The 24040-nt window shown below is 62.3% G+C and carries 24 protein-coding genes; 13 read left to right on the top strand and 11 right to left on the bottom strand.

All coding sequences use genetic code 11. The features are described 5' to 3' along the window. Nucleotides 1–23 precede the first annotated feature (23 nt). The 5 genes from LG281_RS05975 to LG281_RS05955 all read left to right on the top strand — a co-directional run bounded on the left by LG281_RS05975 (nt 24) and on the right by LG281_RS05955 (nt 6036). Nucleotides 24–395: a VOC family protein gene (locus LG281_RS05975; RefSeq protein ID WP_404406640.1), complete on the top strand. Its 372-nt coding sequence runs from the start codon at nt 24–26 to the stop codon at nt 393–395. 63 nt (nt 396–458) lie between these two features. Then, a complete protein-coding gene (locus tag LG281_RS05970; RefSeq protein ID WP_404405331.1) occupies nt 459–1169 on the top strand; it encodes a D-lyxose/D-mannose family sugar isomerase in 711 nt (236 codons plus the stop codon). Nucleotides 1170–1278: 109 nt separating this feature from the next. Then, complete coding sequence (locus tag LG281_RS05965) at nt 1279–2418, top strand: PQQ-dependent sugar dehydrogenase (RefSeq protein ID WP_404405328.1); 1140 nt, start codon at nt 1279–1281, stop codon at nt 2416–2418. A 143-nt stretch (nt 2419–2561) separates the two neighbouring features. Beyond that, nucleotides 2562–4112: a GNAT family N-acetyltransferase gene (locus LG281_RS05960; protein ID WP_404405326.1), complete on the top strand. Its 1551-nt coding sequence runs from the start codon at nt 2562–2564 to the stop codon at nt 4110–4112. A 304-nt stretch (nt 4113–4416) separates the two neighbouring features. After that, a complete protein-coding gene (locus LG281_RS05955) occupies nt 4417–6036 on the top strand; it encodes a methyl-accepting chemotaxis protein (RefSeq protein ID WP_404405324.1) in 1620 nt (539 codons plus the stop codon). A gap of 10 nt (nt 6037–6046) precedes the next feature. Here the strand turns inward: LG281_RS05955 and LG281_RS05950 are convergent, their stop codons facing one another. From LG281_RS05950 to LG281_RS05935, 4 genes are all read right to left on the bottom strand, one after another. Beyond that, the gene (locus tag LG281_RS05950; RefSeq protein WP_404405321.1) at nt 6047–6451 is read right to left on the bottom strand and encodes a GFA family protein; all 405 of its coding nucleotides are present in this window, start codon (nt 6449–6451) and stop codon (nt 6047–6049) included. Between the two features lie 115 nt (nt 6452–6566). Continuing rightward, nucleotides 6567–7484 carry an alpha/beta fold hydrolase gene (locus LG281_RS05945; protein ID WP_404405318.1) on the bottom strand — a complete coding sequence of 306 codons (918 nt, stop codon included), beginning with the start codon at nt 7482–7484 and terminating at the stop codon, nt 6567–6569. A gap of 73 nt (nt 7485–7557) precedes the next feature. Beyond that, complete coding sequence (locus LG281_RS05940; RefSeq protein WP_404405316.1) at nt 7558–8829, bottom strand: RNA polymerase sigma factor; 1272 nt, start codon at nt 8827–8829, stop codon at nt 7558–7560. After that, entirely contained in the window at nt 8826–9200 is a 375-nt protein-coding gene (locus LG281_RS05935; protein ID WP_404405314.1) for a YciI family protein, read from the bottom strand. The genes LG281_RS05940 and LG281_RS05935 overlap by 4 nt, the downstream gene beginning before the upstream one ends. Nucleotides 9201–9384: 184 nt before the next feature. Here LG281_RS05935 and LG281_RS05930 point away from each other — a divergent pair, with 184 nt between their 5' ends. Next, nucleotides 9385–9639, top strand: a complete 255-nt coding sequence (locus LG281_RS05930) for a hypothetical protein (RefSeq protein ID WP_404405312.1) — start codon at nt 9385–9387, stop codon at nt 9637–9639. A 101-nt stretch (nt 9640–9740) separates the two neighbouring features. Beyond that, nucleotides 9741–10856: a cyclopropane fatty acyl phospholipid synthase gene (gene cfa, locus LG281_RS05925; RefSeq protein WP_404405310.1), complete on the top strand. Its 1116-nt coding sequence runs from the start codon at nt 9741–9743 to the stop codon at nt 10854–10856. 4 nt (nt 10857–10860) lie between these two features. Here the strand turns inward: cfa and LG281_RS05920 are convergent, their stop codons facing one another. Next, entirely contained in the window at nt 10861–11337 is a 477-nt protein-coding gene (locus LG281_RS05920; RefSeq protein ID WP_404405308.1) for a GbsR/MarR family transcriptional regulator, read from the bottom strand. Between the two features lie 85 nt (nt 11338–11422). Between LG281_RS05920 and LG281_RS05915 the strand changes: the two genes are divergently transcribed. The 3 genes from LG281_RS05915 to LG281_RS05905 are packed head-to-tail and all read left to right on the top strand — an operon-like array spanning nt 11423 to nt 15753. Beyond that, nucleotides 11423–12151 carry an ABC transporter ATP-binding protein gene (locus tag LG281_RS05915; RefSeq protein WP_404405306.1) on the top strand — a complete coding sequence of 243 codons (729 nt, stop codon included), beginning with the start codon at nt 11423–11425 and terminating at the stop codon, nt 12149–12151. A 19-nt stretch (nt 12152–12170) separates the two neighbouring features. Next, nucleotides 12171–14534 (top strand): ABC transporter permease, encoded by a 2364-nt coding sequence (locus LG281_RS05910; protein ID WP_404405304.1) that lies wholly within the window; start codon nt 12171–12173, stop codon nt 14532–14534. A 4-nt stretch (nt 14535–14538) separates the two neighbouring features. Next, the gene (locus LG281_RS05905) at nt 14539–15753 is read left to right on the top strand and encodes an efflux RND transporter periplasmic adaptor subunit (protein WP_404405302.1); all 1215 of its coding nucleotides are present in this window, start codon (nt 14539–14541) and stop codon (nt 15751–15753) included. Here LG281_RS05905 and LG281_RS05900 read toward each other — a convergent pair. The 5 genes from LG281_RS05900 to LG281_RS05880 are packed head-to-tail and all read right to left on the bottom strand — an operon-like array spanning nt 15750 to nt 19836. Continuing rightward, nucleotides 15750–16256 (bottom strand): GAF domain-containing protein, encoded by a 507-nt coding sequence (locus LG281_RS05900; RefSeq protein ID WP_404405300.1) that lies wholly within the window; start codon nt 16254–16256, stop codon nt 15750–15752. The genes LG281_RS05905 and LG281_RS05900 overlap by 4 nt on opposite strands. Nucleotides 16257–16266: 10 nt before the next feature. Further along, nucleotides 16267–17019 (bottom strand): ABC transporter ATP-binding protein, encoded by a 753-nt coding sequence (locus LG281_RS05895; protein ID WP_404405298.1) that lies wholly within the window; start codon nt 17017–17019, stop codon nt 16267–16269. Beyond that, complete coding sequence (locus LG281_RS05890; RefSeq protein ID WP_404405296.1) at nt 17016–17852, bottom strand: ABC transporter ATP-binding protein; 837 nt, start codon at nt 17850–17852, stop codon at nt 17016–17018. Before LG281_RS05890 ends, LG281_RS05895 begins: the two co-directional genes overlap by 4 nt. Beyond that, nucleotides 17852–18754, bottom strand: a complete 903-nt coding sequence (locus tag LG281_RS05885) for an ABC transporter permease (protein ID WP_404405294.1) — start codon at nt 18752–18754, stop codon at nt 17852–17854. The genes LG281_RS05890 and LG281_RS05885 overlap by 1 nt, the downstream gene beginning before the upstream one ends. Continuing rightward, the gene (locus LG281_RS05880) at nt 18754–19836 is read right to left on the bottom strand and encodes an ABC transporter permease (RefSeq protein WP_404405292.1); all 1083 of its coding nucleotides are present in this window, start codon (nt 19834–19836) and stop codon (nt 18754–18756) included. Before LG281_RS05880 ends, LG281_RS05885 begins: the two co-directional genes overlap by 1 nt. 136 nt (nt 19837–19972) lie before the next feature. Between LG281_RS05880 and LG281_RS05875 the strand changes: the two genes are divergently transcribed. From LG281_RS05875 to LG281_RS05865, 3 genes are all read left to right on the top strand, one after another. Further along, nucleotides 19973–20641, top strand: a complete 669-nt coding sequence (locus tag LG281_RS05875; RefSeq protein ID WP_404405290.1) for a helix-turn-helix domain-containing protein — start codon at nt 19973–19975, stop codon at nt 20639–20641. Between the two features lie 2 nt (nt 20642–20643). Beyond that, the gene (locus LG281_RS05870) at nt 20644–22242 is read left to right on the top strand and encodes an ABC transporter substrate-binding protein (RefSeq protein WP_404405288.1); all 1599 of its coding nucleotides are present in this window, start codon (nt 20644–20646) and stop codon (nt 22240–22242) included. 75 nt (nt 22243–22317) lie between these two features. Further along, complete coding sequence (locus tag LG281_RS05865) at nt 22318–23427, top strand: M24 family metallopeptidase (RefSeq protein WP_404405286.1); 1110 nt, start codon at nt 22318–22320, stop codon at nt 23425–23427. 10 nt (nt 23428–23437) lie between these two features. Here LG281_RS05865 and LG281_RS05860 read toward each other — a convergent pair whose 3' ends face one another. Beyond that, entirely contained in the window at nt 23438–23992 is a 555-nt protein-coding gene (locus LG281_RS05860) for a PadR family transcriptional regulator (protein ID WP_404405284.1), read from the bottom strand. Nucleotides 23993–24040 lie beyond the last annotated feature (48 nt).

Raw genomic sequence — 24040 nt, 5'->3', positions numbered from 1 at the left:
AACAAGCGCGCGCGGCAACCATGATGCGCTTCGTCAACCCGCTGGTCTTCGTCTCCGATCTCGAGCGTTCGCGACGGTTCTATGTCGAGGTGATGGGGCTGACCGTCAAAGAGCAGGACGGTGGTGTCGTCATCTTCGAGGGTGGTTTCGCCGTCCATCAGGGCGAAGCGCTTCAGCAAACGGTTTGGGGCGACATCGAGCAGCCGGGCGGTCCTTATGGGCGCCGAAATGTGCTGCTCTATTTCGAGGATACCAATCTCGACCGTGTCTTCGAGACCATCGCGCCACACGTCCAGCTTATCCACCCCATCCGGACCGAGGCCTGGGGGCAGCGCGTCTTCCGCTTCCATGATCCGGACGGGCACGCCATCGAAATCGGCGAACCGATGGAATAGACGCAGCATACGCTGTATGAACCGACAACCGCAGAAAATACCGGAAACGCTATGACCCAATCCATGAAACGCTCCCGTGTCAATGAGATCATCAAGGCGGGCGATGAGTTCATCCGCTCGTTCGGCTATATCATGCCGCCCTTCGCCTATTTCTCGCCCGGCGAGATGAAGGACCGGCAGGCCGACATCCAGAACATCCTGAAGGCCGGTCTCGGCTGGGACGTGACCGACTACGGCCAGGGCGATTTCGACAATCTCGGGCTGTTCCTCTTTACCGTCCGCAATGGCGATGCCGCAGACCTCAGCAAGGGCCGCGGCATGCTCTACGCCGAAAAAATCATGATCTCCCGCCACGATCAGATTTCCCCGATGCACCGGCACACGATCAAGGCCGAGGACATCATCAACCGCGGCGGCGCCAAGCTCGCGCTTCAGCTCTACAACGACGATGGCACCGACAAGGGCATCGATGAGGAAACCGATGTTGTCGTCTACACCGACGGCATCAAACGCGTCCTGCCCGCCGGCGGCATCCTCAAACTCTCGCCCGGCGAAAGCGTCACGCTCCTGCCTGGCAACTGGCACAAATTCTGGGGCGAAGGCGGGGACGTCCTGATCGGCGAGGTCTCGACCGTCAACGACGACCGGACCGACAACACTTTCCTCGATCCCATCGGCCGGTTCTCCGAGATCGAAGAGGACGAGGACCCCATCCACCTGCTGGTTTCGGACTACGACAAATGGTTCGGCGTCGGCGGCGGCTCGGGGTACTAAACCGCATAACCCGATTGTGATCGGGCGGAGGCGCCTGCCTTTGCTCTTATTGGGAACGCACGGGGCGCCTCGGCGCTTGTGTGTCCGACCCATGAAGAGGAGCCGCCCGATGATCATTCGTGTTCTCGCCGGTCTCGCGTGCACCGCCGCGCTTGCCGCCCCCGCCTTTGCTATCGATGAAACCGTGGAGACCGAAGAGGGGGCCGTGCGTCTCACAACGGTCGCCGAGGGTCTTGAGCATCCCTGGGGCCTCGCCTTCCTGCCGGAGGGGGGCATGCTGGTTACCGAGCGGCCGGGGCGGTTACGGTATGTAGCTGCGGACGGCACGGTGTCCGGCCCGATTGCGGGCGTGCCGCAGGTCGACAATCGCCGCCAGGGCGGCCTGCTCGATGTCGCGCTCGATCCCGATTTTGCCTCCAGCCGGCTCGTATACCTCAGCTATGCCGAGCCCGGCGATGGTGGCACAACCTCGACCGCCGTCGCACGCGGCACGCTGAGCGAGGACCTGACCGGGCTCGGCGGCCTTGAGGTCATCTTCTCCCAGCGGCCCAAGGTGCAATCGACGATGCACTACGGCTCGCGTCTCGTCTTCGATGGCAATGGTCACCTCTTCATCACCACCGGCGAGCGGTCGCACGATCAATTCCGTGTGCAAGCGCAAGACCTCAATTCGCACCTGGGCAAGGTAATCCGGATCTACCCCGATGGCTCCGTACCGGAGGACAATCCGTTCGTGGGGCAGGAGGGCGCGCTGCCGGAAATCTGGTCCTATGGTCACCGCAACATACAGGGCGCGGCGCTGCACCCGGAAACCGGCGCACTCTGGATCAATGAGCATGGGCCACGCGGCGGGGACGAGCTCAATCGCATCCAAGAGGGCGGCAATTACGGCTGGCCGCTCGTCACCGAAGGCACTGAATATTCCGGCGCGCCGATCAACCCGCCCGCCGATCTCCCGCCAGGCCTCGTCGAACCAATCGCCTATTGGGTGCCATCTCCCGCACCGTCCGGCCTGACGTTCTACGATGCCGCCATGTTCCCCGGTTGGCAGGGCGATGCCTTCATGGGTGCGCTGGCGGGTACGAGCCTGATCCGCATCGACATGGACGGCGACAGGGCTGTTGGGGATGAATTCCTCTTCACCGACTTCGGTATGCGTATCCGCGATGTGGTCCAGGGGCCGGACGGCGCGCTCTATCTCCTGACCGATGAGGGTAACGGCCAGGTTCTCCGGGTGTCGGCGCCGTAGGCGAGGGCGCCAGGGCAATCGGGGCTTGGATTGGGACAGTTCATCGCGCTACAAGCCATCCCGACCCCACCGCAGGTCGAACCGGTCAACATGCTTGAACCGGCGGTTCTCCGTCGGCCATCAAAACGAAGGAAACGCGCCCAGTGTCCGCAAAGCTCGCGTCCAAGCCGCTCCTTGAAGTCCGTAACGCGACGATTTCCGACATTTCCGACATCATCAAGCTCGCCGCCCGAGTTTACCCCGACGAAGGACCGTACCTTCCCGGAACCATACGGGGGCAGATCAACGCCTTCCCCGAAGGGCAGTTCGTGGCGATCTACGACGGCGAAATCGTCGGCTATGCGGCGACATTGCGGTTGGCCGAGCGGCAGATTTTCCGCCAGCACACCTGGGAGAACATCACCGGCGCGGGCTATGCGAGCCTCCACAACGCCAAGGGTGAATGGCTCTACGGTGTCGAGGTCTGTGTCGATCCGGGCCGCCGCCGTGCGCGGATCGGCAAGCGACTCTACGAAGCCCGCCAGCGCCTGTGCGACGAGCTCTGGCTCAAGGGCATCGCCTTCGGTGGGCGCCTGCCGGGGTTCCGGCGCAACAAGAAAGATTATCCACGCATCAAGGATTATTTCGAAGCCGTCAGGGACCGCGAGGTGCGCGATCCCGTCGCGAGCTTCCAGATGAAGCTGGGTTTCGAGCCCGAATTGCTCCTGCGCAATTACCATCCCGAGGACAAGGCCTCGGGCGGCCACGCCGCATTGATGGTCTGGCGCAACCCCCGCTACGATCCGGAAGACGAGCAACGGCCCGCGCATATGCGCTCCAAGGAAACCGTGCGCGTGACGACGGTTCAGCTCGAAGCCCGGCGCTTCCCGACCGCCGATGCGTTCTTCGAACATATGCAGTATTTCGTCGAGGTCGCCGCCGATTACGGCTCGGATTTTATCGCGTTCCCCGAGCTCCTGACGCTGATGCTGCTATCGAGCGAACCCGAACGGCCGCCCCATGAGGCGGTCATGCGCCTGACCGAATATACGCCTGAATTCGTCGAGCGTATGCAGAAGATGGCGCTGGCCTGGAACATCAACATCATCGGTGGCTCGCACCCTACGATCACCGATGACGGCGATATCCAGAACGTCTGCTACGTCTTCCTGCGTGATGGCACGATCCACGCTCAGGAAAAGATGCACCCGACGCCGGACGAGCGCGACTATTGGGGCATTGTCGGCGGCGATACGGTGGACGTGATCGACACCGACTGCGGGCCCATCGGCGTGATGATCTGCTACGACGCCGAATTCCCCGAGGTCGCCCGGCGGCTTGCCGATCAGGGCGCCCGGATCATGTTCGTGCCCTATTGCACCGACACGCGTCAGGGCCATTTGCGGGTGCGCTATTGCTGCCAGGCGCGGACCATCGAGAACCAGTGCTACGTCGTCACCTCCGGGATCACGGGCAACCTCGCCAATGTCGACAACCTCGACATCAACTACGCCCACTCGGCCATCCTCACCCCTTCCGATATGCCGTTTGCCCGCGACGGTATCGCTGCGGAAGCCAGCGAGAACGTTGAGATGGTCGTCGTCGCCGACCTCAACGTCTCGACCTTGCAATGGGCTCGGGCACAAGGGGCCGTTCGCAATTTGCGCGACCGGCGTTTCGACCTTTACCGCGTCCGCTGGAAGGATGGGGGATAACGCGCCATCGGATCAGGGCTCCCGCCAGCCCGACAGATCGAGAGCTGAAATGACTGGTTGGCTTGCCATTGGCGACTAACCGATGTCCTCGGTGTCGACTTGGTCTCACATGCAACCTTTAGAGGTTGTGACCCTCTTTCGACCAGGACTGGTCCCGCCTGAATGTGCGCGATCCCTAATGGATTTTTAAGGGGTCATTAGGCATCATCGCATCCGCTCGGACGCTATGCAAAATCAAATGGGACAGACGTGGTTGCGCAGCCACGTCAGCTTGACACCTGGGCAATGCGACGGAAAAACGACCGTGACACATCAATACGACGACTCCTATTCTGAGCTTCAGACACGCCTCGATTTCATCGGGCTCGATGCCGCGGGTTTGTCCCGGCTTAACAAGATTCAGAAGCAGGTCGACGTTCATCTGCCCAAAGCGTTGGACCGGTTTTATGACAAGATCGCAACGGTACCCGAAGTTGCACGCTTCTTCTCCGGCAAAGAGCAGATGAACCGTGCCCAAAATCGGCAAGTCGAACACTGGAAGGCGATTGCTTCGGGCAAGTTCGATGCAGATTATCTTGCCGCCAGCACCAAGGTCGGTATGCGCCACGCTCAGATCGGGCTCGAACCGCGCTGGTATATCGGTGGCTATGGGGTGATCATCGACACGCTCGTCAAGAATGTGGTGCACGACTACATGGCCGAGCAACTGGGCAAGATGCGCAAACTCAAGCACGACGCGGTTTTGGCCGAAGTCGACGTCATGGCCGGTGCGATTGTCGAGATCATTCGCGCGATCATGCTCGACGTTGATATTGCCGTCTCGACATATTTCGACAAAATGACAGCCGAAGCCGAACGCGCCGAAAAGGAAAACGCCGCGCGGATCAACCGCGTCGTAACCCTCACAGGTGATGTGCTGCGTGCCTATGCCGATGGCGATCTGACTGTAAGGATCAGTGAAGAATTCGAGCCGCAATTCCAGAAGATCAAGGATGACACCAATGCGGTCGGCGACAAGCTGGCCGAGATCGTTAGTCAGCTTCGGGTAACCTCGGGCGCTCTCAAGACGGCGACCTCGGAAATTCTTTCGGGCGCCAACGACCTATCCGATCGCACAACCAAACAAGCCGCGACGATCGAGCAGACTTCGGCGGCTATGGAGCAATTGGCCCTCACGGTCACGCGCAACGCCGAGAACGCCGACAGCGCAAGCGTCAAAGCACCGGCCGCCTCGCGCACTGCCGAGGATGGTGGCCGGGTTATGGGCGAAACGACCGCGGCTATGGAACGAATCCGGACCTCATCGTCAAAGGTGTCCGATATAATCGGGCTTATCGACAATATTGCCTTTCAGACCAACCTGTTGGCGCTCAATGCTTCAGTCGAAGCGGCGCGTGCGGGCGAAGCTGGCAAGGGGTTCGCGGTTGTCGCCGTCGAAGTACGCCGCCTTGCACAATCGGCCGCACAGGCTTCCAAGGAAGTCAAAGCACTGGTCGAGCAATCCAACCACGAAGTGGAATGCGGTTCCAAGCTCGTGGCCGATGCGTCCTCCAAGCTCGTAACCCTGCTCGGTGCCGTCAAGGAAAACGCGGACCTGCTGGAAATCATTGCGCAAGACAGCAAAGGCCAGGCCTCATCGATCGAGGAGGTCAACCTGGCCGTCCGCCAAATGGACGAAATGACACAGCACAATGCGGCACTGGTCGAGGAGACAAACGCCGCGCTCGAGCAAACCGAAGATCAGGCCAAACAGCTCGATTCCATCGTTGAGGTTTTCGCGATCGGCAACGGAAATGGCGGCCGTTCGGCCGTGCGAGCGGTGCCGGGCCGGCCTGCCCCGGCTGTTGCAGCCCCCGCATCCGCGCACCCCGTTCCGGTCGCCGGAAATATCGCCCTTGTCAGCCGCGAATGGGACGAATTCTGAGAAATCCGGGCTAGAGGTAATCGTAAACCTCGGGCGCACGCTCCCACGCGTCGTGCCGTCCATCCTCATAACTAAGGGGAAGCGAGGCAAGCGTTTCGGGTGTGATGGTATCAAGGCACGCGACGTTGACAGCGACCATCGCACCGCCCAATTCGGGCATATCGAACGAGCCGAACGGCTTGACCCCGCACCGGGTGCAGAACCGGTGATGGATGACGTGCCCGCCGAAAGTGTAGTCGGCGAGCATGTCTTCGCCCGTCTTGAGCGCGAAATCGCCTGCTGGGAGCACAGCCTTCCAGAAACGCGATTTCGCGCAACTCGAACAATTGCATCGGCTCGTACCCCGCGAAAGATCGATCCGGGCGCTGAAGGTGACAGCGCCACAGTGGCAACTACCGTGATAGGTGGCTTTCATGATGCCTCCCAAACAAATCGTGTTCAGTTCATTCAATTTCTCGCTGCAAGCACAATGGCTTGAGCTGAAAATCCGATTCAGGCGATCAGACACCTGAATCGGAATGCGAGTGGCGCTACTGGCCGCTATGCGCGTCGAGGAACGGCCCGATGACGGGCATCAACACGTCCAGGCGGAAGAGCATGTCGTAGTGGGTCGTCTTCGGCAAAACCGCGAACTGAAGGTCGGGGTCGACCACCGGGCCCATCGGTTCGGTGCTCGTGGCGCCTCCCATGAGCCGATACATTTCCAGCACCTTGTCGGGCTGCACGATGTCGTTATCCCCGACAATCAGAAGCGTCGGAACATCGATCGCGGCGATCTCCTCATCCGACCAGGCGGGGCCCGCGAGCATGGTTTCTCTGATCTTGTCGATGAGGCCGGGGAAACGCTCGGGTTCGGGCGCGACCGCATTATAGGCCTCCTGCATCGGCGTACCCTCCATCATCTCCGCCGTCATGTGCGGCCACCCTGCACGCACCGACTCATAGATCGAATCCGCTTGATGAGAGGCCGAGATCACGACCATGCTGTCGACGAGTTCAGGCGCCAGGATCGCCACGCCGAGCGCAGTTCCGCCGCCCATTGAGTAGCCCACGATGTCGACGGGTCCCAGTTCCTGCTGCGTGATGAACCCCGCGACGTCCTCGGCCATCTGGCGCATCGAAAGCGGGCGGTCGAGGTCCACGGTACGGCCGTGCCCTTCCAGTTCGACCGCGTAGACCGCACGTGTCTGGGCGAGCGTCGGAACGATCGGCCCGAGCGCCTCGATCGTCATGAGCCCTCCGTGAATCAGCAGGAGCGGCTCGCCCTCGCCGTGAACCTCGTAATATATGTCGAGCCCATTGACGGTCTCATACCCCGCTTCCCGGGGTTCCGGCATTTCGAAGCCGAGATTGATCGGGTCGATTGGCGGCGTATCCTGGGCGGGCGCGACCGGAGAGAGGCCGGCGGCGAGGGCCACGGTGACGGTAGAAAGCGTGTGTTTGAGCATAGTGTCCTCCTGGGGTTGAACTGTCCATAGGACGTACGGGCAGGGGAGGTGCCGACACCGGCCGGCCGATTTTTTACGGATACACGAACCGCCCCGCGCGGCCCCGCGCCTCGAGCTTGTCGATGTGCAGCCTTATGTGGTTCGCCTCTGCGGTCGTCGTCGCCCGCGCCATCGCCTTGTCGAAAGCTTCGCGCGCTTCCTTGTCGCGCTTGAGCTCCATCAGGAGCCCGCCGCGCAGGCCGTGGAAATAGAAATAGCCCGAGAGCGCCTCGGCCAGCGGATCGATGAGATCGAGCGCCGCTTGTGGACCTCTGACCTTCGAGACCGCCACCGCGCGATTGAGCGTGACGACGGGTGAGGGCTGCATCTGTTCGAGCGCACGATAGAGCAGCTCGATTTCGACCCAGTCGGTATCCGCCGCCGTCTTCGCCCGTGCGTGCAGCGACGCGATGGCTGCCTGGATCTGGAACGGACCGGGACGCCGATGCCGCATGGCCTTGTCGATGAGAGTCAGGCCTTCGGCGATCATGATCCTGTCCCAGAGGCTCCGGTCCTGATCGTCCATCAGGATGATATGCCGGTCCGCGTCGAACCGAGCCCTTTCGCGCGAACCCTGCAAAAGCATGAGCGCCAGAAGGCCCATGAGTTCGGGTTCGGACGGAAACAGCCCCAAGAGCAATCGTCCGAGCCGGATAGCCTCCTCACAGAAGGGTTTGGCGTTGTCCCCGCGCTCGCTGGCCGAGGAATAACCTTCGTTGAAGATGAGATAGACCATCGCCGCTACGGCATCCAGCCGCTCGGCACGTTCGGCGGCGTCGGGCGTATCGAACGCCACGCCGGCCTTGGCGATGCGGCCCTTGGCGCGGGTAATACGCTGCTCCATCGCCGCCTCGGAGACGAGGAACGCCCGCGCGATCTGTTTCACCGAAAGCCCGGAGACGACCCGCAGCGCCAGCGCGATCTGCCCGGTGGCCGGTAATTCGGGATGGCAGCACACGAACAGGAGCCGCAGGATGTCGTCGCGATAGTGCGATTCGTCGATCCTGTCGGCGATGGCACTTTCGGCATCGTCGGTATCGGAAAGGACCGCTTCGTCGGGCAGGGCGGTATGCCGCGCGCGCTTGCGCAATACGTCGATGCCGGTATTGCGCCCGACGAAAATGAGCCACGCCGCCGGATCGCGCGGAGGGCCGTTCTTCGGCCAATTGGTCAGAGCCTTGAGCGAGGCCTCCTGAAAGGCCTCCTCGGCAAGATCGAGATCGCGGAAATAGCGATAAAGAGCGGCGACGGCCTTCGCCCGTGCTCCGTCGATTGCGATCCCGATCCAGCGCGTGTCCTGGCTCATCCCGATAACGTTCCCGGTGCGTAAAAGGAGACCGGCCGGATTTCATAGGAGCCGGTCCCCGGATTGGCTTCCGCAAGGTCCCGCACAAAGCCCACCACTTCTTCGAGGCTCTCGCCCTCGACAACGTAAAAGCCCAGGAACTGCTCCTTGGTTTCGGCGAACGGTCCATCGAGCACCATGGGCTCACCTGCCGTTTTGCGCAGCGTGGTCGCCGATGTCGTGGGCAAAAGCCGTGCGACCGGCCCGAGCGTTCCATTCTCGATACGCGGTTTCTGGACGGCCAGCAGGTCGTCCATCACCTTCTTGTCCTCTTCCTCGGTCCATGCGCCAACAACGGCTTCGTCGTTGTAACAAAGGATGGCGTAAAGCATATGCGGTCCTTTCTTGCCTTCTAAGGACGTTGGCCATGGCCGCGTCCCGACATCGCAAACGAAAAATCTTCCATCCTGACTGTGCCGTTAAAATCACGCCAGGGCCAGAGGCTTGAAAACCCGCAACCAAACACACATTTCGAGCGTTAGAGTAACGGACAAGAATGAGCGTAAGGGGTGCGCCATGCCGATCACTCGCAGCGAAATGGAAAAGATTCTCGGACCTGTCGACAACCAGATGGCAACCGAAATTCTCTCCGTCGGTGCTTCGGCCGAAGAGCTCGCAAGGGCTCTCTTCTGGGTCAATTCCGATGAGGCCTTCGTCAATGAGGGCGCGCATATGCCGACCGGGAAAGTCGCTGAACTGATCGAAATTCTCGAAAGCGCCGAGATGGAAGATGAATATCGCCCCGGCGCGGCACCGGTTCCCGAGGCCTAAGAACCATGTCGAACCCCGGGTCTGGACAAGTCGGCGAAAATCAACTTGAAATAGGCACTCGACGCGCGGACGCGCGGGGGCAATTCTTACTTCAATTTTCCATGTCTTCGAAATTCAAAAGCTTCATCACCGACTTGTTGCGGCAGGCCGACATTACCGTAGGCGGCGACAGACCCTGGGACATTCAGGTTCACGACGACCGCCTGTATTCGCGCGTCATGACGCAAGGCTCATTGGGGCTCGGCGAAGCCTATATGGATGGCTGGTGGGACGCCGAATCGGTCGACCAGTTTCTCTACCATGTGCTTACAGCCGACCTGCCGTCCAAGGTCAGGATCGATCCGGCGCTGGCATTGCTGACGATCAAGGCAATCGTCTTCAACCCGCAACGCGCCCGTGCGCGCGAGGTTGGCGAAAAGCACTACGATATCGGCAACGATCTTTATCAGCGCATGCTCGATCCGCGCATGATCTATTCGTGCGGCTATTGGCGCGAGGCGGACAACCTGACCGATGCACAGGAGGCTAAGCTCGACCTCATCTGCCGCAAGATCGGCTTGAAGGAAGGCCAGACCGTGCTCGACATCGGTTCGGGCTGGGGCGGCTTCCTGAAATTCGCCGCCGAACGCTACGGCATCAAAGGTGTCGGGGTCACGGTCTCCAGGGAGCAGATGCGCTACGCCAACGATACGCGCGGCAACCTGCCCATCGAAACGAGGCTCATGGACTATATGGAACTCGACGGAAAGTTCGACCGGATCGTTTCGGTGGGGATGTTCGAGCACGTCGGGTACAAGAACTACGCGCCCTATTTCGCCAAGGTTCGTGAGCTCCTTAAAGATGATGGGCTCTTTCTCCTGCATACCATAGGCGGCGCGCTCTCGCGCCGGAGCGGCGATCCCTGGATTGAAAAGTACGTCTTTCCCAATGGCATGCTGCCATCGCCCAAGCAGGTGACGACCGCGGTCGAGGGCAAGCTGATCATGGAAGACTGGCACAATTTCGGGGCGGACTACGATAAGACCTTGATCGCCTGGCTCGACAATTTCGACAAAGCCTGGCCCGACCTGCAGGAGAAATACGGCGAGCGCTTCGGGCGCATGTGGCGCTATTACCTCCAGTGCTGCGCGGCTATCTTCCGCGCGCGGTGGATCCACCTCTGGCAGATCGTTTATTCGAAAGACGGCGTCAAAGGCGGATACGAAAGCATCCGGTAGGTCGTCAGCGCGGGCCGTGTCGGCGCTCGCGCCAACGCTGCTGGACAACCGAGATGGCTTCCCGGACCAGCGCATAGAACTCGGCCATTTCCTCAAGCCGGTCGCGAGTCGCGTCCGATCGCGCAATCGGCTTGGCACCCGCTAAAAGAGCGCCAAGGTCCCGCAACATGCGGGTTTCGCCAGCCAGCATTTCTTCATAAGAATCTGAAACTTCATAGAGAATACGCTTGCTGCCGGGCACAGGCCGGCGCCGCGCGAGCGTATAGCGTTCCAAAAGCTTCGCCGCGACGCTGGCACTGCTTTTGCTGACTTTGAGAACTGCCGCGATGCGGTCGAGACTCGCTGGTTCCTCGCTCAAGAGCAGATAGCCGTAAAGCCGGGCGGCGGTGGGCGGCACGCCCCACGGAACGAAAAGCTGGGCAACGTCTTCGATAAAACGCTGTTCCGGTCTCGTCAGTTCGTTATTTGACATATTCGGCATAAATCGAATATTCCATATGTAAGCCGCATGACGCAAGGTGCTGGACGCGGATATCCGCCTCCGGGCCGGGACCGAGAGGTGGCGGATGAAGAATGGCTCCAGAGCTCCCGAGGGGCCCGCATTCAGGATCGAAGGTCTCACCAAGATCTTCGGCTCCGGCCATACGGCGGTCCACGCGCTGCGCGGCGTCGATATCGATATTCCCGCGGGCGAACTCGTGGTTCTGCTCGGCCCATCCGGCAGCGGGAAGTCGACGCTTCTCAATATCATGGGCGGCCTCGACCGGGCGACCGACGGCACCGTATACTTCTTCGACCGTAACCTCACGGCGATGAACGACGCGCAATTGACGCGCTACCGCCGCCGCGATGTCGGCTTCGTCTTCCAGTTCTATAACCTGATGCCCAGCCTCACGGCACGCGAGAATGTCGAACTCGTCACCGAGATCGTCGACCATCCGATGGATGCAGGCGATGCGCTCTCGCTGGTGGGGCTCACCGAACGGGTCGATCATTTCCCTTCCCAGCTTTCGGGCGGCGAACAACAGCGCGTGGCGATTGCCCGTGCTGTCGCCAAGCGGCCCAACGTCTTGTTCTGCGACGAGCCGACTGGTGCGCTCGACAGCAAGACTGGCCAGGCCGTTCTTCGCGTGCTCCAGGATGTGAACGCCGAGACCGGCGCCACCGTTCTGATTATCACGCACGCCGCTGCGACCGCGGAGATGGCCGACCGGGTTATCGATTTTGCCGATGGCAGGATCCGGAACGTTTCGGTCAACACCCGCAAGGTCTCCGCCGAAGAGATCCGGTGGTGACGGAAGGCTGGTACCGAGGATGAGCCCGCTCGACCACAAGCTTCTGCGCGACCTCTGGCACATCAAGGGCCAAGCCGCCGCCATTGCGGTCGTGATCGCCCTTGGCGTCATGATGCTGATCATGATGGATGGGCTGGTCAACTCGCTCCAGGAGACCAAAACCGCTTATTACGACCGCTACCGGCTCGCTGACGTCTTTGCTCCGGTCACTCGTGCGCCCGAACGCGTTCTCGACGACCTTGCAGCCCTTCCCGGTGTCGCCGCGGTCGAAGGGCGGGTCAACGGCGCGGCGCTGATCGACCTGCCCGGCCAGAACGTCCCGGTTCGCGCTCAGGCCGTTTCGGTGCCCGAATTCGGAGAGCCGGCGCTCAACGCCTACTACCTGGCTGAAGGGCGCGCCATCGATCCGGCGCGGGACAACGAAATTCTGCTGCTCGAAGGGTTCGCCAACGCGCATGGCTTGAATCCCGGCGATACCCTGACAGTAACGATGAACGGCGCACGTCGCACGTTCGAGATTGCTGGTCTCTCCCAGTCCCCCGAGTTCCTCTACACGACCCCGCCCGGCGAACTCGCTCCGGACGATGCGCGCTTCGCGGTCATCTGGATGAACGAAAGCGCGCTGCAGGCGGCATACGATTTGGGAGGAGCCTTCAACGAGGCACTCCTGACGTTGACGCGAGACGCAAGGCTCGAAGCAGTTCTTGCGGCCGCCGACCGTATTCTCGAACGCTATGGCAGCACTGGAGCTTATGGCCTTGACGAGCACGTATCGAACCGGTTCCTGACCGAAGAAATCAACAGCCTGCGCGCATCGAGCCGTGTGGTTCCACCGATCTTCCTCACGGTCGCCGCGTTCCTGCTCTATATCGTGATCTCCCGCACAATCGAATCCGAGCGCGAACAAATCGGCCTGCTCAAGGCCTTCGGCTATTCGAACATTGGTGTTGGGATCCACTACCTCAAATTCGTGCTCGTCATCGCCGTGGCAGGCGCGGTGCTGGGGTGTATGCTGGGGGTCCTTTCGGGGATCAATCTCGCAGGCTTCTATCAGGTCTATTATAAATTCCCCTTCCTCTTGTTCAGCGTCGATCCAGCCGCGTTCATCCTCGGGTTTCTCGTCAGCGTGCTCACGGCATCGGCGGGTGGTTTCGTCGTCCTGAGACGGGTTTTCGCGCTGGCGCCAGCCGAAGCGATGCGTCCGCCCGCGCCAGCCGATTATAGCCGTTCGGCCCGTCTGGGCCGCATCGTCGGCGCGTGGCTTGATCAGCCCAGCCGCATGGTCGCGCGCCGCCTGATCCGGCAGCCGGGCCGGACGCTGGCTTCAATCGCCGGAATTGGCGCAGGTATGGCGCTCTCGGCAGCCATGCTGAGCCTCATGGGGTCGTTCGACCGGACGCTGATGCTCAATTTCAGCGTCATCGACAGGGGAGACGTGACCGTCAGCTTCACGCAGCCGCTGGCGGCGGATGCGGTTCACACGCTCAAGAGCATGGATGGCGTGTTGTCGGTCGAGCCTTTCCGGACCGTTCCGGCGATCCTGCGCAGCGGGCTCGAAACCCATCGCGGGGCCATTCAGGGGCTTGTCCATGAGCCTGAACTCAACCGCGCCGTTAATGCCGATATGGATATGATCTATATCCGGGACGACGGCATCATCCTTGCCACGGGCCTGGCGAATGTCCTCGGGACCGGACCGGGCGGAACATTGACCATCGAGGTTCAGGAGGGCCGGCGCCCCGTTCTCCAGATGCCCGTCGTCGGTGTCGCCGAAGCGCTTCTGGGATCGCCCGCCTATTTGGAACTCGAAGCGCTCAACCGCGCGCTCGGTGAGCCAAACCGGATATCGGGCGCACATCTGAGCATCGATGCCGCTTATGCCGACGCGATCTATACCGCGCTCAAGGACATGCCCGCGGTCGCCGGCGTCAGCCTCCAAAGCGACGCGCGGGCGTCATTCGAGAAACTCATGAACACCGGCGCTGGAGCAATCCGCTTCATCATGGCGGCGATTGCCGGGGTCATCACCTTCGGCATCGTCTACAACAGCGCGCGCATCGCCTTTGCCGAGCGTGAGCGCGATCTGGCGAGCCTGCGGGTGATGGGGTTCACCAAAGGCGAGGCAGCCTTCGTTCTACTCGGCGAACTGGCCGTGGTCACGGTCTTCGCGCTGCCGGTCGGCGCGGCACTCGGATACTATCTTGCGGCCGCGATTGCCGCCGGGTTCAGCACCGATCTTTACCACATTCCCGCGGTCTTCGTGCCGTCGAGCTACGGCTTGGCGGCCATCGCGGTGCTTGGTGCTGCGGCGATTTCAGGCTGGCTGGTCAAACGCGATGTCGACCGGATCGACCTGGTCTCCGCATTGAAAACGAGAGAATAGAGCTTTGGCAAAAAAGAGATCACGCTTCTGGATCACGGTGGGCGGCACGGCGGTTCTGGCCGCGGCGTTGGCCTACGCGTTCTGGCCCCGTCCGGTGCAGGTCGACATGGGCACGGTGACGCGCGGGCCGATCTCGGTCAGCATCTCGCAAGAAGCGCGCACGCGCGTTCGCGATCCCTTCACTGTCGTCGCGCCGGTTGCCGGATGGCTGCTGCGGGTCGTGGCGCAGCCGGGAGATACCGTCGAGGCGGGCGAAACCGTCGCACGCATGGTGCCATCTGCATCTCCGATGCTCGACGAACGTACGCGCGCCGAAGCTATGGCGGCCATAGCCGCGGCCGAGGCTGCACTTGCGGGTGCGCGGGCGGAACGCGAGGCCGCTGAAGCCGACCGGAGCCTCGCCGCGGAAGAACTCGAACGCACGCGCCGGCTGAGGGAATCCGGAACGGCCACGCAGTCGGCACTCGATGAGGCGGAACGTGCCTGGCGTGCGGCGAACGCCGCCTACGAGGCGGCTGTCGCGGCGGTTTCTGGGCGCGAGGCCGAGCTGGAAAGCGCGCGGGCGCGGCTCGTCGGTCCGGACCTCCCCGACGGCGAAGCCCAGGACAACCTTACGCTGACCGCGCCCATCTCCGGCACGATCCTGCGCGTTGACCAGAAAAACGCAGCACCGCTCGCCCCCGGCACGCCGATCCTGCATATCGGCGATATCGGACAGGACCTTCAAATTGTCGCCGAGCTGCTTTCGACCGACGCGGTCCAGGTCGAACCCGGCGACCGGGTCACGATCCGTGGCTGGGGCGGCAACAGTCCGCTCGAGGGCACCGTCGCGCGGATCGAGCCGGGCGGCTTCACCAAGGTTTCCGCACTCGGCGTCGAGGAGCAGCGTGTCAACGTCATCATCGACATTACCAACGGAGCCGAGGAGAGGGAGCGCCTTGGCGCCGGCTATCGTGTCGAGGTTTCAATCGTCGTCTGGGAGGAAGAGAACGCGCTGATCGCCCCCTCGAGCGCGCTCTTCCGCGAGGGTGGAGGCTGGGCCGTGTTCAGGGTCGAGGATGGAGAGGCGCATCTGACGCCGGTCGAGGTGGGCCGCAATAATGGTTCGGGCGCGCAGATTCTGGGCGGCATTGAGGAAGGCGATACGCTGATCCTCTATCCCGGCCCCGAAATCGCGGATGGCGTGAGCGTGGAAGCGCGGACGGCAGAGGGCGGTTAACTCAACCGCTTGCGTGTCAGAAGGCAGGCGAGCTTGGCCGGGGCCGCGAGATACGCTTCAATCGCCGCAACCCGTTCGGGCGTATAGTGCCCGGCGGCATCGAGCATGTTGACCGTGGCGATGAGTTCATCGCCCAGCACCACCGGTAGATTGACCACCGACTGGCATCCCAGCGAGTCGATCAGCTCATAGTCCGGAAACACCTCTGCAATCGCCGCGATTGTATTGGCGACAAACGTTCTGCGCTCGCGATGCACGACATCGAACCAGGCATTGCGCACGATCGGCTTGGTGCCGGCGCCCGGGTAATTCTCCGTGTCGCTTGTATACGCGCGGCGCGCGAGCCCGGCGGGCATATCGACGGTCATAACCGTAAAAAGCTTCGCGCCGACCAATGCATCGGCGAGCGCGTGCAGTGCCGCGAACGCCGCCGCGTCGTTACTGGCCTTGGCAATGGCGGCATCGAAGGCGCGCAGCGGCGCGGTCGGGTCGGGCTGGAGCATGAAGCGGTTCCTATGTGGCAAGAACGGGCGCGGGACCGCCCGATGCAGCGAAGAGTTCGCGGGAATAGGCGTCCTTGAACGCCCCGGTCTTGAGCATGTCAACTGTCGCGGTCTCAACGATCCGCCCGTGCCGCATCACCGCCAGCCGGTCGCACATGAACGAGACGACCGGCAGGTTATGCGTCACCATCAGATAGGTAAGGTTCTGCTCGCGCCGCAGACGTTTCAAAAGGTTGAGGATTTCCGCCTGGATCGACACATCGAGCGCCGAGGTCGGTTCGTCGAGCAGGAGAATTTTCGGCTCCAGCATCAGCGCCCGCGCAATCGCCACGCGCTGGCGCTGGCCGCCGGAGAGCTGGTGCGGATAGCGGAAGCGGAACCGCCGGTCGAGCCCGACCGCTTCGAGCATGGCTTCCACACGATTGCCCCGGTCGCCGATGCCGTGGATGGCGAGCGGCTCGGAGAGCGTCGCATCGATGGTCTTGCGCGGATGGATCGATCCGTACGGGTCCTGAAACACCATCTGGCAGCTCCGGACCACCGCCTTGTCGATCCCGTGGCTGCGGGGCTTGCCGAAAACCTCGATCGTGCCCGTCCATTCGGGCGCGAGCCCGGCAATGGCGCGCAGCACGGTTGTCTTCCCCGACCCGCTTTCGCCCACAAGCGCGAAGCTCTCGCCCTCGGCGATCTCGAGGCTCACGCCATCGGTGATCTGCGTCTCGCCATAGGAGATATCGAGGTCTTTTAACGTGATGGCGCTCATGTGCCGCCCCAGCTTGCCCGGTCGAGAACGGGGAGTTCCTCCCGGCTTTCATCGATTGTCGGCATCGCGGCGAGAAGGCCGCGCGTATAAGGATGCGTTGCGTTGTGCAATTCGCTTGCGACGCAGGTTTCGACGATCTCCCCGGCGTTCATAACCACGATCCGGTCGCAATAGCGCGCAACGAGATTGAGGTCATGGCTGATGAGCATCAGCCCCATGCCCTTGGAACGGATCAGATCGTCAATGATATCGAGCACCTGCGCCTGCACCGAAACGTCGAGCGCCGAGGTGGGTTCGTCGGCGATCAGCAGGTCCGGCTCGGGAATGAGCATCATCGCGATCATGATCCGCTGCCCCATGCCGCCGGAAACCTCGTGCGGGTAAAGCCCGGCAACGCGCTCGGGATCGTTGATGCGCACCGATTCCAGCATCGAAAGCACGCGGTCGCGGATTTCGCGGCCCGGGAGTTTGGTGCGGAAGCGGAGCGCCTCGGCAATCTGGTCACCCACCGTAATCACCGGGTTGAGCGAGAATTTGGGGTCCTGCATCACCATCGAAATCCGCGCACCGCGGATCTGGCGCATCTGCTTTTCCGATTGGCTCAGGATATCGATGCCATCGAAATCGAGCCTGTCGGCGGAGACGCGCCCCGGCGCGCGGATGAGCTTCAAGACCGAACGCCCGGTCATGGATTTACCCGACCCCGATTCCCCCACGATCCCAAGCCGTTCACGTCCGAGTGTGAACGAGATGCCTTTGACCACCTCGACCCGGCCATGGGGCGTAGGGAAGGAAACGCGGAGGTTCTGAACGTCGAGAAGCGGGCGGGTCATTATTTCTCCCCCTGCTTGGGGTCGAGCACGTCGCGCAGCCCGTCGCCCAAAAAGCAGAACCCAAGGCTCACGAGGATGATCGCGAAGCCCGGCATGGTCGCGACCCACCATTGGTCGAGAATGAAGGTCCGCCCGCGCGAGATCATGGCGCCCCATTCGGGCAACGGCGGTTGCGCGCCAAGGCCGATAAAGCCGAGCCCTGCGGCGGTGAGGATGATCCCCGCCATGTCGAGTGTGACGCGAATGATCATCGAGGAGGTGCACAGGGGCAGCACGTGCCGGACGATGATCCGCGCGGGTGATCCGCCCTGCAACCGCACCGCATCGATGAACTCCGCATTGCGGAAGGTGAGCGTTTCCGCGCGCGAAATGCGGGCATAGGCCGGCCAGGCGGTAATCGCGATGGCGATGATCGCGTTGTTGATACCCGGCCCCAGCGCGGCGACGAAGGCGAGCGCGAGGATGAGTTTGGGCATCGAGAGGAAGATATCTGTCACCCCCATCAGCACCCGGTCGATCCAGCCGCCGAAATAGCCCGAAATCGCGCCGATCACGAGCCCCGCCGGTGCGGCGATGATGGCAACGAGCAGGACGATGGTCAGCGTGATCTGCGAGCCGTAGATGACTCGCGAATAGATGTCGCGGCCAAGCTCGTCCGTGCCCATCCAGTGCTCCGCGCTCGGCGGCAGCAGCCTCTCGGACAGCGATTGTCCGATTGGCGAATAGGGCGCGATCCATGGCGCGAAGATCGCAGTGAGGATGAGCGCGAGCACGATCACCGCGCCGACGACCGCCAGCGGGTTGCGCAACAGCATGCCGGTGATGCGGTAGAGCCGGCCGAGATTGGCCTGCAGGCGGGAGGTGGGAGAATCGGCGAGAAGCCAGGCGCGTGTGGATGCCATCAGCGGGCCCTCGGGTCGAGGACGCGGTAGAGCACGTCCGAGATTTTGTTGATGAAGATGAAGACCGCGCCGATCACCAGCGTCGCGCCGAGCACGGCGTTCATATCGGCGTTAAGGAGCGCAGTCGTGAGATAATTGCCGATGCCGGGCCAGGAAAACACCGTCTCGACCATCACCGAGCCTTCGAGCAGCGCGGCATAGGAGAGCCCGATTACCGTGATAAGCTGGATCCGGATCGGATAGAATGCGTGCCGCCAGATAACGACCCGTTCGGGCACGCCTTTGACCCGCGCGGTGGTAACGAACTCTTGGCTCAACTGGTCGAGCATGAACGACCGCGTCATCCGCGCGATATAGGCGAGCGAGAAAAATCCCAGCACCGAGGCGGGCAGGATGAGGTGGTCGAGTGCGTTCCAGAAGATGTCGTAATCCCCGGCAATGAGCGTATCGACCAGCATCAGCCCCGTGACGGGCGGAACGAGCCCATCATAGAAGATGTCGAGCCGCCCCGGCCCGCTCGCCCAGCGCAGGCGCGCGTAGAATACCGCGAGCCCGACGAGGCCGAGCCAGAAGGCGGGCACCGAATAGCCCAGAAGCCCGAAAACGCGGATCGTCTGATCGACCCAGCTTCCCTGCCGCGCCGCCGCGACAACGCCCATGGGCACGCCCAACGCGATGCCCATCAGAATGCCGATGGTCGCCATTTCGAGCGTTGCCGGGAAAACCCGCGCAAGATCGGAAATCACGGGCCGTCCGGTCGAGACCGACATACCGAAATCGCCGGTCAGGACGTCGGTGACATAATCGAGGAACTGGACGGGCAGGGAGCGGTCGAGCCCCATTTCGATCCGCGCGGCCTCATAGACCTCCGGCGTCGCCCGGTCGCCAACGACAGAGAGCACGGGGTCGATGGGGATAACCCGCCCGATGAAAAAGGTGATCGCAAGAAGCCCCAGAAAGGTGAGCGCAACGGTCACCACGAACCAGACGAACGATCCCGCCGTCTTGAGCGCGCGGCGCCCTCTTTGCCCCGAAAGGGCGGGCGTGGCGCTGGTGGGCTCTGTCGTCGGCTCGAATGACACTGTGGCAGTTTCCCCTTTTTCTGCAATAGCTTACCGCGTTCCGGCTAGATATCGCCCGGACATTTTTTGTCATATTTCCCCTTGGATCATACAAAAAAATTTGCTTACATCAAAAAAATTTTGATGAGGAGCAAAAGTGGGTCAGCAAAAGTCCACAGCGGCGGATACCCAAAGCCAACCCAAGGTCGGCGCGCTCATCCGTGCCCTGCGCAAGAAGCAGCATCTCACGCTGCAGCAGCTTGGGGATGTCGCACAACTTTCGGTGGGGTATCTCAGCCAGCTCGAACGCGACCACGCGACGCCGTCTCTTGGCACGCTCGCGCAGATCGCCCGCGCGCTCGATGTCGGCGTCGATTATTTCATCGCCACGCCGAACCCGGCCCAAGCCCATACCCGCGCCGGGGAGCGCCAGCGCTTTTCCATAGACGGGTCCTCGATCGTCTACGAGCGGCTGGGTGTGGAATTCCCCGGCAACACGCTCTCATCCTTCCTCATGACTGTGCCTCCCGGCTACCGGTCCGAGACCGTGAGCCACGAGGGCGAAGAGATCCTCTACGTCCTCGAAGGCGAGCTGACCCAATGGCTCGCGGGCGAGGAAATGATCATGCGCACCGGCGACAGTCTGCACTTCCGGGGCAATCTGCCCCATGCCTGGGCCAACCATACCGACAAGCCGACACGGCTCTTGTGGACCGGGACGCTGGCGCTTCTGCGCTCGACGGCCCGCCCCGGCCGCAATGCGAATAACCAGTCCGGCGCCAAGCCGGCGGAAACAAAAACGAACGTCAAACTCAAGGAGAGATAGTCATGAAGCTCTTTCGAGCTGCCCTTTTGGCAACGGCGCTGAGCCTGCCGCTGGCTCCCGCCGCAATTCTGGCCGAAACGCCCCCGGGCGTGCTCGTGGTCGCGCAGAACATCGACGATATCGTCGCCATCGACCCCGCGCAGGCCTACGAATTCACCTCCGGCGAACTCGTCACCAACGTCTATGACCGGCTCGTCCAGTACGACGCCGAGGATCCCACCGTACTCGCGCCCGGCCTCGCGACCGAATGGGAGATCGACGAGGAGAACAAGGCGATCACCTTCACCTTGCGCGACGGGGCGACCTTCCACTCTGGCAATCCTGTCCGCCCGGAGGATGTCGTCTTCTCGCTCAAGCGCGTGATCGACCTCAATCTCACTCCGGCCTTCATCCTCGCCCAGCTCGGCTGGACGCCCGAGAACATCGAGGAGATGGTGACGGTCGAGGGCGACAACACGGTCACCATCCGCTATGACGGCGACTTCTCCTCGAACTTTGTCATGAACGTCCTCGCCGCGCGTCCCGCCTCCATCGTCGATGAGGCGACCGTCATGGCCAATGAAGTCGATGGCGACATGGGCAATGCCTGGCTCAATGCCAATTCCGCCGGCTCGGGCCCCTTCGTCCTCTCCGACTACCGTCCAGCCGAGATCATCCGCCTGAATGCCAATCCGGACTACTTCAAGGATGGCCCCAATGTGGATTCGGTGATCATCCGGCACGTCGCCGAAGCAGCGACCCAGCAGCTTCTGCTCGAATCCGGCGACGTCGACATGGCCCGCAACCTCACCCCCGATCAGATCGCCTCGATCGACAGCGAGGATATCAAGGTCGAAACCTTCCCGCAGGCCGCCGTGCATTTCCTCTCCTTCAACCAGAAGACCGAAGCGCTGCAGCCCGAAGCTCTCTGGGAAGCCTCGCGCTATCTCGTCGACTATGAGGGGATGACCAGCACCTTCCTCAACGGCCAGATGGAGATCCACCAGGCCTTCTGGCCTGAGGGCTTCCCCGGCGCGCTGACCGATACCCCCTTCACCTACGACCCGGAGCGGGCCGAGGAAATCCTCAACGAAGCGGGCATCGAAACCCCGATCGACGTCACCCTCGACGTCATCAATGCCGCGCCCTTCACGGACATGGCGCAGTCGCTGCAGGCAACCTTCGCCGAGGCCGGGATCAACTTCGAGATCATCCCGGGCACCGGCGCGCAGGTGATCACGAAGTACCGCGACCGCACGCACGAAGCCATGCTGCTCTATTGGGGCCCGGACTTTATGGACCCGCACTCGAACGCCAAGGCCTTCGCCTACAACTCGGACAATTCGGACGACAACTACCAGGCCACCACCACTTGGCGGAACGCCTGGGCCGTGCCGGACGACATGAACGAAATGACCATGGCCGCCCTCGCGGAATCCGACCCCGAGGCCCGCAATGAGATGTATCTCGAATTGCAGGAACGGGTGCAGGAGAACTCGCCCATCGTCATCATGTTCCAGGCGGCCTATCAGGTCGGCATGGACGCCGATGTCGAAGGCTATGTGAACGGCGCGACGTCGGACTTCGTGTTCTACCGTCTCGTCACCAAGGACGGCGAATAACCGACGCCCCATCCCAAATCGGAAGGCCGCCCTCAGGGGCGGTTTTCCTTGTGTTATGCATAAGGACACACCCAAATGAGCGCCTATTCAGACCGCCTCGCCCGCCTGCGCGACACCATGAAGGCGACGGGGACCGACCTCGTCGCCCTCGGCCCCTCGAGCCATATGATCTGGCTTTCGGGCGTCTCCCCGCATGGCGATGAGCGCCCCGTCCTATTGCTCGTGAGCCAGGATTATGCCGGCTTCCTGATGCCCGCGCTCAACGCCGACGCCGCCCGCAAGGCGACCGATCTGCCGTTCGAAACCTGGGGCGATGCCGAAGGCCCCAATGCAGCGCTCGAAACGCTATTGCAGGAGGCAAAGATCGACCGGATGGCGCCGAGCGTCGTCATCGACGAAACCATGCGCGCCGATTTCGCGCTCCTGCTGCTCGACGCGCTCCCCGGCGCAAAGCGGCGCTTCACCGGCGATACCGTCGGCGCGCTCCGCGCCCGCAAGGACCCATCCGAATACGACGCGCTCAAAAAGAGCGCCCTTCTGAATGACGCCGCCATGCGCGCGGGTTTCGAGGCCCTGCGCCCCGGCGTGACAGAGCGCGAGATCGCGACAATCATTCGCGACTATTACAAAGCCCACGGCGCTATGCCGGAATTCACCAGCGTCTGCTTTTCCGCAAACGGCGCCTTTCCACACCACGCGGTCGGCGAAACCAAGCTCGCCCTGGGCGATGCCGTCCTCATCGACACCGGCGGCCGGATCGACGGCTACCCCAGCGATATGACCCGCGTTGGCTATCTCGGCAGCGCCCCCGAAGGCTTCGCCGCCGTTCATGCCGTTGTCGAAAGCGCCGTCGCGGCGGCGCTCGCTGCGGCAAGGCCCGGTGTCCGGGCAAGCGACGTCGACAAGGCGGCCCGGACCGTCATCGAAAAGGCCGGATACGGGGAGCACTTCCTCCACCGCACCGGCCATGGCCTCGGCCTCGACATCCACGAACCGCCCTATATCACCGGCACGTCGGACACAGTGCTCGAAGAGAGTATGGTGTTCTCCATCGAGCCGGGCATCTACCTCGCTGGAAAATTCGGCATCCGGCTCGAGGAAATCGTAATCCTGCGCGCCGACGGGCCCGAAATCCTCTCGGAGTTCCCGCGCGCCGCCGTCGTCGCGTGGAACCGGATAGCTTAGCGATCCGAGGCTATTTCAACCTTTCGATCTTCCCCGCGACCTCATCGATGAGCTGTGCAACCGAAAAGATCGTTTCGTCCTCGACGCCTTCCTTCGACAGCCGGCCCCGGATCGCGCTCCGGAGATTGCCCAGCGCACGCCGGACCGGTGCGGCGTCCACACGGCCCGTCCGCTCGGCCAGCATGGAAAGCCGGTTCACGAGCTCGCTGAGCCGCTCGGCCTCGTCGGCGAGTTCTTTCCTGCCTGCTTCGGTGGCCGTGAAGATCTTGCGCGCGCCCGACGTCTCCGCTTCTTCCGCGTGCCCCATCTCCGTCAAGAGCGTGAGGTTGGGGTAGACCATCCCCGGGCTCGGCGAATAGGCGGTGTTGGAGCGTTCCTCGAGTTCGCGAATGAGCTCGTATCCATGCCGAGGCGTCTCCGCGATCAGCGAGAGCAGCACCAGTTGCAACTCCTTCGAGTCGAAAACCTTGCGCCGGCGCCTGCCAAATTCGCCATGTGGCCCGTGCGTGCGGGTATGCGGCCCGCCATAGGGCGCGTGACGACGGCGGCGTTCATTGAAATTCATTGTCGCCTCCTTAATGTAATTATGTCAAGATATATCTTGATGCAGTTA

The sequence above is a fragment of the Pelagibacterium halotolerans genome (genome assembly GCF_044811015.1).
In the GTDB taxonomy this organism is placed as follows: domain Bacteria; phylum Pseudomonadota; class Alphaproteobacteria; order Rhizobiales; family Devosiaceae; genus Pelagibacterium; species Pelagibacterium halotolerans_A.
The sequence above is the reverse complement of the archived record's forward strand: the minus strand, read 5'-3'. Positions and strand labels throughout refer to the sequence as shown.

Bases quoted from the DNA above. Each gene is read 5' to 3' on its own strand.
- LG281_RS05975 (WP_404406640.1), top strand. From the start codon at position 24: ATGCGCTTCGTCAACCCGCTGGTCTTCGTCTCCGATCTCGAGCGTTCG.
- LG281_RS05970 (WP_404405331.1), top strand. From the start codon at position 459: ATGAAACGCTCCCGTGTCAATGAGATCATCAAGGCGGGCGATGAGTTC.
- LG281_RS05965 (WP_404405328.1), top strand. From the start codon at position 1,279: ATGATCATTCGTGTTCTCGCCGGTCTCGCGTGCACCGCCGCGCTTGCC.
- LG281_RS05950 (WP_404405321.1), bottom strand. From the start codon at position 6,451: ATGAAAGCCACCTATCACGGTAGTTGCCACTGTGGCGCTGTCACCTTC.
- LG281_RS05945 (WP_404405318.1), bottom strand. From the start codon at position 7,484: ATGCTCAAACACACGCTTTCTACCGTCACCGTGGCCCTCGCCGCCGGC.
- LG281_RS05940 (WP_404405316.1), bottom strand. From the start codon at position 8,829: ATGAGCCAGGACACGCGCTGGATCGGGATCGCAATCGACGGAGCACGG.
- LG281_RS05935 (WP_404405314.1), bottom strand. From the start codon at position 9,200: ATGCTTTACGCCATCCTTTGTTACAACGACGAAGCCGTTGTTGGCGCA.
- LG281_RS05930 (WP_404405312.1), top strand. From the start codon at position 9,385: ATGCCGATCACTCGCAGCGAAATGGAAAAGATTCTCGGACCTGTCGAC.
- cfa (WP_404405310.1), top strand. From the start codon at position 9,741: ATGTCTTCGAAATTCAAAAGCTTCATCACCGACTTGTTGCGGCAGGCC.
- LG281_RS05920 (WP_404405308.1), bottom strand. From the start codon at position 11,337: ATGCCGAATATGTCAAATAACGAACTGACGAGACCGGAACAGCGTTTT.
- LG281_RS05915 (WP_404405306.1), top strand. From the start codon at position 11,423: ATGAAGAATGGCTCCAGAGCTCCCGAGGGGCCCGCATTCAGGATCGAA.
- LG281_RS05910 (WP_404405304.1), top strand. From the start codon at position 12,171: ATGAGCCCGCTCGACCACAAGCTTCTGCGCGACCTCTGGCACATCAAG.
- LG281_RS05900 (WP_404405300.1), bottom strand. From the start codon at position 16,256: ATGCTCCAGCCCGACCCGACCGCGCCGCTGCGCGCCTTCGATGCCGCC.
- LG281_RS05895 (WP_404405298.1), bottom strand. From the start codon at position 17,019: ATGAGCGCCATCACGTTAAAAGACCTCGATATCTCCTATGGCGAGACG.
- LG281_RS05890 (WP_404405296.1), bottom strand. From the start codon at position 17,852: ATGACCCGCCCGCTTCTCGACGTTCAGAACCTCCGCGTTTCCTTCCCT.
- LG281_RS05885 (WP_404405294.1), bottom strand. From the start codon at position 18,754: ATGGCATCCACACGCGCCTGGCTTCTCGCCGATTCTCCCACCTCCCGC.
- LG281_RS05870 (WP_404405288.1), top strand. From the start codon at position 20,644: ATGAAGCTCTTTCGAGCTGCCCTTTTGGCAACGGCGCTGAGCCTGCCG.
- LG281_RS05865 (WP_404405286.1), top strand. From the start codon at position 22,318: ATGAGCGCCTATTCAGACCGCCTCGCCCGCCTGCGCGACACCATGAAG.
- LG281_RS05860 (WP_404405284.1), bottom strand. From the start codon at position 23,992: ATGAATTTCAATGAACGCCGCCGTCGTCACGCGCCCTATGGCGGGCCG.